The sequence below is a fragment of the Marinomonas phaeophyticola genome (assembly GCF_026966905.1).
Classification (GTDB): Bacteria; Pseudomonadota; Gammaproteobacteria; order Pseudomonadales; family Marinomonadaceae; genus Marinomonas; species Marinomonas phaeophyticola.
This window is the reverse complement of the sequence record NZ_JAPUBN010000002.1, coordinates 1-10,820: the sequence shown is the minus strand read 5'-3', so window position 1 is coordinate 10,820 and position 10,820 is coordinate 1. Positions and strand designations below refer to the sequence as shown.

The 10,820-nt window shown below is 39.5% G+C and carries 9 protein-coding genes; 3 read left to right on the top strand and 6 right to left on the bottom strand.

All coding sequences use genetic code 11. The features are described from left to right. Positions 1–74: 74 nt before the first annotated feature. From O1D97_RS00395 to O1D97_RS00380, 4 genes are all read right to left on the bottom strand, one after another. Positions 75–1,619, bottom strand: a complete 1,545-nt coding sequence (locus O1D97_RS00395; RefSeq protein ID WP_269121795.1) for a tripartite tricarboxylate transporter permease — start codon at positions 1,617–1,619, stop codon at positions 75–77. A gap of 3 nt (positions 1,620–1,622) precedes the next feature. Then, on the bottom strand, positions 1,623–2,075 hold the full coding sequence (locus O1D97_RS00390) for a tripartite tricarboxylate transporter TctB family protein (RefSeq protein ID WP_269121793.1): 453 nt from the start codon (positions 2,073–2,075) through the stop codon (positions 1,623–1,625). 87 nt (positions 2,076–2,162) lie between these two features. Next, complete coding sequence (locus tag O1D97_RS00385) at positions 2,163–3,128, bottom strand: Bug family tripartite tricarboxylate transporter substrate binding protein (protein WP_269121792.1); 966 nt, start codon at positions 3,126–3,128, stop codon at positions 2,163–2,165. A 110-nt stretch (positions 3,129–3,238) separates the two neighbouring features. Then, complete coding sequence (locus tag O1D97_RS00380; protein ID WP_269121790.1) at positions 3,239–3,967, bottom strand: ribonuclease activity regulator RraA; 729 nt, start codon at positions 3,965–3,967, stop codon at positions 3,239–3,241. 422 nt (positions 3,968–4,389) lie between these two features. Between O1D97_RS00380 and O1D97_RS00375 the strand changes: the two genes are divergently transcribed. Together O1D97_RS00375 and O1D97_RS00370 are read left to right on the top strand one after the other, a co-directional pair. Continuing rightward, the gene (locus O1D97_RS00375) at positions 4,390–5,112 is read left to right on the top strand and encodes a FadR/GntR family transcriptional regulator (RefSeq protein WP_269121789.1); all 723 of its coding nucleotides are present in this window, start codon (positions 4,390–4,392) and stop codon (positions 5,110–5,112) included. Between the two features lie 424 nt (positions 5,113–5,536). Further along, positions 5,537–7,627 (top strand): transporter substrate-binding domain-containing diguanylate cyclase, encoded by a 2,091-nt coding sequence (locus O1D97_RS00370; protein ID WP_269121787.1) that lies wholly within the window; start codon positions 5,537–5,539, stop codon positions 7,625–7,627. A 272-nt stretch (positions 7,628–7,899) separates the two neighbouring features. Here O1D97_RS00370 and rnk read toward each other — a convergent pair whose 3' ends face one another. Then, positions 7,900–8,313 (bottom strand): nucleoside diphosphate kinase regulator, encoded by a 414-nt coding sequence (rnk, locus tag O1D97_RS00365; protein ID WP_269121782.1) that lies wholly within the window; start codon positions 8,311–8,313, stop codon positions 7,900–7,902. A 529-nt stretch (positions 8,314–8,842) separates the two neighbouring features. Between rnk and O1D97_RS00360 the strand changes: the two genes are divergently transcribed. Then, positions 8,843–9,055, top strand: coding sequence for a hypothetical protein (locus O1D97_RS00360; protein WP_269121781.1), 213 nt, complete (start codon positions 8,843–8,845; stop codon positions 9,053–9,055). A gap of 132 nt (positions 9,056–9,187) precedes the next feature. Here the strand turns inward: O1D97_RS00360 and O1D97_RS00355 are convergent, their stop codons facing one another. After that, complete coding sequence (locus tag O1D97_RS00355) at positions 9,188–10,771, bottom strand: aldehyde dehydrogenase (NADP(+)) (RefSeq protein WP_269121785.1); 1,584 nt, start codon at positions 10,769–10,771, stop codon at positions 9,188–9,190. Positions 10,772–10,820 lie beyond the last annotated feature (49 nt).

Below are 10,820 nucleotides of genomic sequence, written 5' to 3'. Positions count from 1 at the left end.
TCTTTGATTAGATGATGAATAGCACCGTTAAAAATTTTAAAAGGGCTGACGAGGAATATGTCAGCCCTTTTTATTTATGCCTTGTTTTCGGCTTTACTCGTTACACTGTTTACCGGACTTTTTAATGGTTTCTTTATGGCTAAAAAGTAGACAAACACCAAGGTTAAAAGAATAAAGAATAGACTGTCTAAATTCGTCACAAAGGTAAGTGGATTGCCATTTGAAAGTGCTAATGAACGACGTAGGAACTCCTCTAAGTTAGGGCCGAGAATGAAGCCTAATAACAAAGTGATAATAGGGAAATTATTCTTTCTTAAATAATAAGCCAAAATACCTAATACCAATGCCATCATCATTTGGAAAATGGAATAAGTCGCTACATAACTGCCAACAACAGCTAGCAATGCAATCACGCCATATAAGACATCTTTGCGAATTGAGACAATTTTTATAAAATAAGGTCCCAGTAAGAACAAGGTAAAAGGTATTAGAACAACCGCACTAAATAGCAAGGAAGCCAACATAGGTGCAATTAGATCCGCTTGACCTGCCATCAATTGTGGTCCAGGTTGAATACCATTAATTACTAAAACTCCAAGCATGATCGCCGTAATAGGATCGCCAGGAATACCAAACGTCAGCATAGGCACTAAAGCACCACCACATACCGCATTATTGGCACTTTCAGACGCGGCAATACCTTTCGGGTTACCTTTACCAAAACTGTCAGGTTCAGAAGAGGTTCGAACCGTTTCGGCATACGCAAGGAAGCTGCCCATCGAACCACCAGCACCGGGCAAGGTCCCGACAAAATAACCGATCAAGCTGGATTTCACATAACAAACTACACCTATTTTGCGAATTGAAGAAAATGGTGGAATAAAATCACGACGACGAATAGTCACTTTTCTAAATGCTTCTGCCGCTTTTTTTGTATCTATAGAAGAGCTTGCTTGAATTAAAATTTCACTAATCGCAAATGTCCCTATGATAACAGGCATCAAATCGATACCAGCGGTCAAATCGCCCAATCCAAAAGTAAAACGGGTTACTGGTTCCATAGCATCTAAACCAACAGTCGCAAGCATTAAACCTACACAGGCTGCCATGGCGGCTTTTATCATTTTGCCCCGTTGCGCAATAATGATTACCACAATAGCAAAAGCAAGTAAGGAGAATTTGCCTGTTGTTTTCACCAGTAGAGAGGCTTCCGCTACAAAAGGTGCAACCGCAATCAGTAACAGAGCACCTAGCGCGCCACCAACCATAGAGCCAACAGCCGCATGGCCTAATGCTAAAGCCCCCTTACCTTGCTGTTGCATTGGGTAGCCATCAAGCGCAGTCATCATAGATGAAGGTGCGCCAGGAATATTAATGGTTGTCGCAGTAATACTACCGCCGCACATTCCCGCCATATATATACTTGCACACGCCATCAATGCCGTGGTGACATCAAGACTATAGGTTAACGGCAATAGTAAGGCCAAAGCCAGTGTTGCGGTCAATCCAGGAATAGCGGCGAAAATGGTTCCGATTAAAAAGCCTGAAACAATATACGCAAGAACCAAAGGGTCAAACAGCATGCCAAAACTGCTTGCAACAAGACTAATAAATTCCATCATTTACCCCCACAAAGCCGGGAGTCTGACACCGAATATCTGTTCAAAAATCAGATACCCAATTAAGACTATTATTATTGATATGGTTGATTTATAGAGCATTTTTTCCCATTTAGAGAAAATGGTGATAATCGACAAAACAAACAAGAAGGAGGAAATAAAGTAGCCAACCAGTGAAAATGCAAAAATATATGAAAATATCGACAACATAATCCACAGAGGAGCATATTTTGACATTTCCGCTTCAGTTTTTTCTAAATCAATTGATGCCTGTTCGCTCTTTGATGCTTGAGTTTTATTGGCCGAAATTTCTCTAAACAGTAAAATCGAACTAAATAAAACGGCAAAAGAACCTAAGACTAAAGGGAAAAAGGAAGGCTCTAGCCTATTATTAGAAATAGGACTACCTAGGTTAACCGCGGTTACAAGGTAACCAATGGAAAACGCAAAAATCAAATAAAAGAACACTAAATTTTTTTAAATAACATCTTCATCTACCTTGTAAACGCCCTGAATAACGTCAGGGCGTGTTATGTCTAATTTTTATAGGTTTAAATCATCCATAACTTTAAAGGTACTCGTCTGTAAATCATTGATCCAGGCTTGCACATCAGTGGAACCTAACCAACTAGGTGTTACCCCAACAGTGGCTACCCAAGTTTGAAACTCTTCACTTTCAAATGCTTTTTTGAACGCTGACTCCAATACAGCAATAGACTCTTTTGGTGTATTTTTAGGTGCGGCTAATAAGATGAAGCTACCAGTTTCTAAATGGTAACCGTAAGTACTAACAGGTGGCACGCTAGGGAAAGAAGGGTTTTGTTCAATTGATAATTCAACGACGCCCTTTGCATCACCTGAGCCAATGATACCGCTGAAATCACCTAGACTTGAGATAGCCGCATCAAGTTCACCGGATAGTAATGCTTCCGCTTCTGCACTTGATGACCCAGGATAGGTAATTACGTTAAAAGTAACACCCGTTTGTTTTTCTAAACGACGTACAGCAAGATAAGGGCCTGATCCTTTTGGCGCTACACCAATACGAACGCTATTTGGGTTTTCTTTAGCCGCATTAATCAATTCTTCAAAGCTGTTAAAGCCCGAATGCTTAGACACAACAATCGCATCCGCTTCACGAGTAATACGCGCAATAGGTTGCATTTTTTCTAACGAATAACCTGGAACCATTTTACCTCGAGGTAAAGTGATTACACTGTCATACGTTAGAACACCAACTGTATGCCCATCAGGACGAGAGCGGGTCATTTGCATCAAACCTGTGGCAGTAACAGCACCACCAATGTTTTCGACATAGATTGACTTCGGAAGTTCTTGTTCAGCAATATTACTAATTTTGCGTGAGATAGCATCCGCACCACCACCTGCAGGCCATGGCACAATCAGACGAATATCTTTGGATGGGAAATCTGCGGCTAAAACAGATGAACTTAAAATGCAGGCACCAATAGCGCCGATGAAGGTGTTCTTTAGTATTTTAGATAACATAGCTATTTCTCTTTTTATTATTAGTTATGGATACACTGTGTCGATTTCAGTGAATTTCTTTAAACTTTCTCTAAGTTATTAAAAGGATCCCCACTAAAACCGAAAGACAATTACTTTGTTGCTGCGAACTCGTTATATTCTTGCTGTGCCGCTTCGTTTGGTGGATAAAGACCAATAACTCGACTACCAGAGCGAACTTTGTTGATCACATAATCTTCAAACAATTCCATTTTGATTGCTTCTTCCGATATTTCTTCAGCAATTTCTAGTGGAATAACAATAATGCCATCGCCATCACCCACTAAAACATCACCAGGGTAAACCGCCACACCACCACAACCGATAGGCACTTCTAGATCAACACCATGGTGTTTCGTTAGGTTTGTTGGCGCACTTGGTTTTGCACAAAAAATCGGCATATCCATTGCGGATGCACCCTCAAAGTCTCTGATACCAGCATCTGAAACAAAGCCAGCGCATTTTCTAAACTCCAAACGAGCCAGCAAAATACTACCGGCACTCGCCGCTGAAGCATCTTGACGACAATCAGAAACCATGATCATACCTTCAGGCACTGACTCAACAGCCAACCGTTGAGGATGCTCTGGGTCTTTAAAGGCCGCAACCGTATCAAGGTCTTCTCTTGCAGGGATATAACGTAATGTGAATGCCTGTCCAACCATTTTGACTTTTTTACTGTTAACTCGACTAACACCTTGAATATAGGTATTACGTAGTCCTCTTTTGAATAAAGCCGTATGCAAGGTTGCCGTTGATACCTTGTTCAGTTGCTCTATAACAGCTTTGTCTAGCATTTGATATTTTTCAGTATTACTCATTCACCTTACCCTCTTATTTTTTTAAAGTGTTGAAAAACAATACATGCTAAAAAATTACAAATCAAACTAATTTTTACAACTTTTTACTAATTATTCGTATTTAGGGTATGAAAACATCGTTAAAATGGTGTCTAACACCTTATTTTTAAAGCTTTGTTTGTGTTTCTTTGATCTAGAGGATAAAGTTGTAAAAATAAGTTTATTGATGACTGGTTTCTTATTTAACCAGTTAAGACTTGGATCTGCAGAGTTGTGGGTAATCACGAATGAAGGTTTATATTCTCATTGTGATGTCATTCAGTGCCTCTGCGATCCACTCCAAACAGGAATAGTTGGATGCTCACTTTATGTACAACAATAACAGTAAACATATTTACAACGACTTTTTATAACCGCTTCCATTTAACATCGGTGAAAACATTATGAGTAAGGTCTCTACTCAAAAAAATGCTCAACAATCATTGGGTGCCATGGTGTACGAACAAATCCTAGCTGTTATCATGGACGGCACCTATGAACTCAATACAAAGCTCCCTTCTGAAGCCCAATTATGCAAAGAATTTAATGTCTCTCGTCCTATTCTACGAGAAGCACTTGCTCGATTAAGAGAAGATGAAGTGATCACCTCACGTCGTGGCTCTGGCAGTTATGTCATTAAAAAGCCGGACAGTGCCGTTTTACAGTTCTCTCCTATATCCAGCATTGCAGATATTCAACGGTGTTTTGAGTTCCGCTCTAACCTCGAAGCAGAAGCGGCCGCATTAGCAGCAGAACGAAGAACAGACAAACAATTAGCTGCCATTGTTAGTGCTTATGAAAACATGAACGATGCAAACGCTTCTAATAAGCTAGCAACCGATGAAGATTTTGCTTTTCATCTCGCCATAACCGACGCAGCGAATAATCACTTTTATAGAAACGTATTAGAATTGCTAGAAAAAAGCATAAAAGGAGGCATTAACATTACCCGTAATCTCTCATTACTGCATCCAGAATCACGTTTACAACTAGTACAAGAAGAGCATCAAATTATCGTACTTGCGATAACAGAAGGTGATTCCGCCGCCGCCAGATCCGCCATGAAAAATCATCTAAATAATGCCCGTATAAGAATGTTTGAAGGCGCACCAAGGGAAAGAGAATGATTAGAAAATAGCGTATTATCGTCCTATAAATACTCTATTATTCATACTAACGCTTCAGTAACTCTCTGCTTCAGTAACCTCTACTAAGCAGATTGGAGTGCTCCAGCAGACCTTTTTTTAGTGTTACTTTCGCCTTATTATGTCGACACTATTGCGGCTAACAACGGTAAAGTAAATGCCAATAATCTATCAACCTACCATCTATATTTTATTGATCTATACCGTTAAATCATCAATGTAAACCATTTTAATCGGACACGTGAATTACAGTCGGTTAAATTAGGCAATTCTGCTTGATAATGTCATCATAAGAGTAATAGGTACTATCACCAACCGGATCAATAATCAGCCCAACTTTGCTGGAACAGAAATGATAAAAATATTGATACTACTATGCGTTAGCTTAATGTTTTCCATACAATCTATGGCTGAGCCTTTGGTGTTATCAAAAGATGAAAAAACATTTATTGAGACTACACCCATTGTAAAAGTCGCTATGATGCCGGATTTCACCCCCTTTACCTACTACATAGATGATAAGCCTATCGGTTTCGAACATGATTTATTAGACATCATATCTAAAAAAACAGGCTTAACTTTTGAAAAGCGTATCGATAAATGGACCACCATCTATAATGCGTTTCAAAATAAAGAAGTGGATGTGATCACCAGTATCTCATACAAAAAATTTAGAGAGCCTTTTACTCACTTTACTAGTGCCTACTATGACATTCCAATTATGATTTTTGTAAAGGACAACTTTGGGGAATACAAAGGCCTAAAAAGTCTTTCGGGGAAAAAAGTAGGCGTCTTAAAAGATGTTTTCTATATTAAGGAGCTGGAGAAGTCTGGCAATATGAATTTGGTTTTTTATGATAATTACGAAGACCTGACGAAAGATTTAGTCTTTGGAAAAATTGATGCATTAATACAAAATTTAACCAATATTAATTATCTAATTAAAAAACACGTTTATACCAATATCACCCTCGCAAGTGAACTTATTTTACCGAATACAACTAAAGAGGATTTACGCTTTGGCGTTCTACCAGAGAAGCCCTTATTAAGTTCTATATTGCAAAAAGCGCTTACGTCAATTACTCAAAAAGAAATGGATGTATTAACCAACAAATGGATCGGTTCTCTCAAGGAGTATCCAGGTGGTCACATAGATTTAAATAAAAATGAAGCCGCTTATGTAAATACAAATCAAATTAAATATTGCATAAATCCGAGTGGCTTGCCTTTTGAGGGACTAAACGAAAAAGGTGAACATACCGGGATGAGTGCCGATTATTATCGACTATTCGAACAAATGCTTTCCGCAAAATTCGAACTGGTTAAAACAGAAAGCTGGAACCAATCATTAACCTATATACAACAGCAAAAATGCGACATGCTGGCATTAGGTATGGAAACACCAGAAAGGAAAAAGCACTTAAATTTTACCAGTCATTACCTAGAAGTTCCTTTAGTTGTCGCAACCAAAGTAGATGTACCTTTTATTAATCATATTTTAGATTTAGAAGGTGAAAAGGTTGGCATTATAAAAGGTGATGCTTTCGTTAATATATTACGAGAAAAGTACCCATCTTTAACTATCATCGAAGTAACCGATATCTATGATGGGTTAGATCAGGTGAAAAATGGTCAACTTTTTGCATTTATTGACACTTTAGCCAGTATTGGATATGAATTTCAAAGCAAGTATTTTGGCGAATTAAAAATAGCGGGGAAGCTTGCAGAAAATTTAAAGCTATCAATTGCCGTTAGGAAAGACGATGCCACACTGTTAAATATTTTACAAAAAGTAGTTAATAATATCACTAACGATATTCATCGAAAAATATTAACAAAATGGATCCCAATCAAATATGAACAAGGTATAAATTATCAAACTATTTGGAAAGCTTCGCTTGGTGTTATCACGCTTATTTTGTTAATGATGTATTGGAATAGAAAAATTGTTAGAGCCAATACCCTCTTAAAACAAGCTCAAAAAGACATTGAAGAAAAAAACAAAGCACTCAGCCAACTTGCCCTTACGGATAATCTTACAAAGCTTTTTAATAGAAGAAAACTTGAAGAACTGATTCAAGATGAAATTAATAAGCATGATAATACAGACCATCACTTCTGTCTTTCTATTCTAGACATCGATCACTTTAAAGAAGTAAATGACACCTATGGACATCAGAAAGGCGACCAAGTCCTAATCGAAATAGCCAATATCCTCAAAAGCAATTTAAAAGAAACAGGGTTCGTCGGACGATATGGAGGAGAAGAATTTATTGTTCTGTACCCCGAATCCAGTATTGACGATGTCGTAACCACAATAGAATCCCTACGATTAGCCATCTGGAAACATGACTTTAATGGTATCCCCCCTAAAACCGCAAGCTTTGGCTTAACATGCTCAATAAAGGGAGATACGATTGAGGCCCTCATAAAACGTGCAGATAACGCGCTTTATGAGGCCAAAAACAGTGGACGCAATAAGGTAATAATAAAATAAAATTCATTACCTTATTTTTGTCAGTAAATGTCATCACAATCTAAAAAGATAAGCGTCTTTTATGACGCTAAATCCGTTTCAGTTAAGGAAAAGAGAGCCTAAAAGGGAACACCTTCCAGACTTAAAAAATGTCTGGCTCTATATTTATACCTTAATCATAAACAAACGAACAAAGAGGCAACGGACGAAAAACCAAAACCAAGCGATCATCTTAGTTTTGGTTATCAAAGAGCAGTATTAACTAGCCATCCTCTATAGCGCTCGAAGATTGGCTAACGATGTAATTCACCTGCTCGTTCTGGTTGATAGGTTACCTCTTCTATCCTTACCTTTAGTACCCCTCCACCCGGTTTTGGCCATTCAATTTCACTGCCTTGAGATAAGCCAAGCAGAGCACTTCCAACTGGAGCACAGATTGATATTTTATCGTCACTACCATCCGCATCCTTTGGATAAACCAAGGTTAAAGTAAACGCCTCTTGAGATGGCTCGGTGATAAATTTAACCGTCGAATTCATAGTAACCAATGTTGGTGGTACTTCCTCCGGATCAACAATGTTGGCACGATCAAGCTCCGCTTCAAGCTCTTTCTTTCCTGCAAAGCGACTCTCAGGTAGTGTTTCAATCAGTTTATACAATCTATCTGCATCTAATGATGAAATAGTAATTTCTGGTCTTAAGTACATAAAAATACCCTCAACAATGAAGTGAAAATTTAGATTTGATCTAATTGGCTAATGAGTATTATTGAAGTGATGTATAACCATCTGATACGTTGGTGCTATGCCTATCTCTAGGCCTCATCTTAACAACCTTAAAAAAGCATCCCAGCTCATATGACTATCCATTTGAAATAAAAAAGCGTCCTTATTACTGATCAAAATATACCTCAGATCAGAAAATTTCAACACTAGTATTCAAACTATATTTTCATAAATGATGAATACACAATTAATACAGAAAAAACATAGGCATTTTCGAATGAAAAAAAGTAGATTATGTCTGGACTTATTTATCAAAACAACACATAAAACACTCTTTTCTATACTTTAGATTCAAAGATTATTTGGAATTAACATTCCTCACTTTTTACCATCCCTCTATTCTCTAGAATAATCGATGCAAAAAAGCAGACTAAAAGATAAAGAGTATGGTTTTTAATCAGATTCACTCCCATAATTTTTATGACTACAACATTGTCCTACGAAGATCAAATTGAAAATTTTAAAGATACTCGCTGTTTCTGCTATTTTAGGTGGAGCCCTACCCTCTCCTTTAGACAGCGCAAGTGAAACCACTTGGAAAATTCCGTCTTCCGTTCCAGAAGGCTCATTTTTTTATGATAACTTCCTCAAACACTTTGCTAATCATGTAGGAGAATTAACGGATGTAGAAACCTATCTACCCAGCTTAATAACGGCTCGATAAAGATTATTTGGGCAGTTTATTATCAATAGACCCGTTAAACGGCCCAGCTTTACGCTGGTCCGCTTACTAATCTCATTTACGGTGACTTATACTTTAATCCCAATAAAAAGTGAAGATCAATCCTTAACTCAGCTAAACCGTCACCACTCTTTTGCCATCCATTAGACGGGAGAGATTCTCAGGGTTCGTATCACGCAGCGCTTCCGGCAAGAGCGCTTGAGGTAGGTTTTGATAACACACTGGTCTTAAAAAACGCTGTATTGCAGAGCTGCCGACAGAGCTAGAACGAGCGTCGGATGTGGCTGGAAATGGGCCGCCATGAACCATCGCATGGCACACTTCAACACCTGTAGGCCAACCATTCACCATAACACGACCGGCTTTCTCTTCTAAGATCGGCAAGAATGTTTGAGCAACCTCTAAATCTTCATCGTCCATCTGCAAAGTCGCCGTCAGTTGCCCTTCTAATTGAGTCGCTACCAATCGCATCTGGTCTAGATCATCACATTCCACCACCAAGGAACACGCACCAAACACTTCATCACCTAAGCTTTCATCCGCTAAGAACTGATTTGCTGTTGTACTAAAAAGCCCAGTTTGACAAGCGTTTGGCTGAGACCCAGCTTCCCCATAGCCTTGTAAAGTGACATTATCATTACCTGCTAGGGCTTCAACGCCATTTGCATACGCCTGATGAATACCTTCCGTTAACATAGTCTGTGGTGCCACATTCACAATAGTTTGTTTCGCCGTGGCTAAAAAACGATCCAAAGCATCCCCTCGAACGGCTAGGATCAACCCTGGATTAGTACAAAACTGACCAGCGCCCATAGATAAAGAGCCGATAAAACCTTCTGCAAGACTTGTTGCCCGTGAATCAAGAGCCTGAGGCAATAGGAATACAGGGTTAATACTGCTCATTTCTGCATAAACAGGAATGGGTTGAGGACGCGACTGAGCAATCTTCATTAGAGCAACACCACCACGGCGAGAACCGGTAAAGCCTACGGCTTTGATACGCGAATCCGCAACCAGGGCTTGCCCTAAAAGCGTCCCCGAACCGTATAACAATGAAAATACGCCCTCAGGCAGATTGCACTTTGCTACTGCGGCTTGCACCGCACGTCCAACCAATTCCGATGTCCCTGGATGCGCAGAGTGCGCTTTCACAACTACAGGACACCCTGCTGCAAAAGCCGATGCGGTATCACCACCGGCGACACTAAATGCTAATGGGAAATTGCTCGCACCAAAGACAGCAACCGGACCTAAAGCGATATTTTGTTGGCGTAAATCTACGCGCGGTAATGGCTGTCTTTCTGGCATGGCCGATTCAAGACGTACATCCAGCCATTCCCCAGCACGTACGACCGATGCAAATAAACGCAATTGTCCACATGTTCTACCTCGCTCACCTTCAATGCGTGCTTTTGGTAACCCGGTTTCCAACATACAGCGCTCTACCAAAGGTTCACCAATGGCTTCAATTTCCGCCGCAATGGTCTCTAGGAAAGTCGCTCTATCTTCTAACGAGGTAGAACGGAAGGCCACACTTGCCGATTCTGCTAATTTACACGCTTGTTCAACTTCCTCATGCCCACCACCGTGATACGCTGGCTCAAGTTTTTCACCCGTAGCAGGATTAACCGCCCAAACAGCCGCGCCTGCAGCAACGACCTCATTTTGACCAATCAATAATTGACCCGTTAAATTCATGTTCTACTCCTAAATGAGTTATAAAAGTGGCTTTCGATCGTTATAATCT

Excerpts from the sequence above, each read along its gene's own strand:
- O1D97_RS00370 (WP_269121787.1), top strand. The coding sequence starts at position 5,537 with ATGGCTGAGCCTTTGGTGTTATCAAAAGATGAAAAAACATTTATTGAG.
- O1D97_RS00385 (WP_269121792.1), bottom strand. The coding sequence starts at position 3,128 with ATGTTATCTAAAATACTAAAGAACACCTTCATCGGCGCTATTGGTGCC.
- O1D97_RS00395 (WP_269121795.1), bottom strand. The coding sequence starts at position 1,619 with ATGGAATTTATTAGTCTTGTTGCAAGCAGTTTTGGCATGCTGTTTGAC.
- O1D97_RS00375 (WP_269121789.1), top strand. The coding sequence starts at position 4,390 with ATGAGTAAGGTCTCTACTCAAAAAAATGCTCAACAATCATTGGGTGCC.
- O1D97_RS00355 (WP_269121785.1), bottom strand. The coding sequence starts at position 10,771 with ATGAATTTAACGGGTCAATTATTGATTGGTCAAAATGAGGTCGTTGCT.
- O1D97_RS00380 (WP_269121790.1), bottom strand. The coding sequence starts at position 3,967 with ATGAGTAATACTGAAAAATATCAAATGCTAGACAAAGCTGTTATAGAG.
- rnk (WP_269121782.1), bottom strand. The coding sequence starts at position 8,313 with ATGTACTTAAGACCAGAAATTACTATTTCATCATTAGATGCAGATAGA.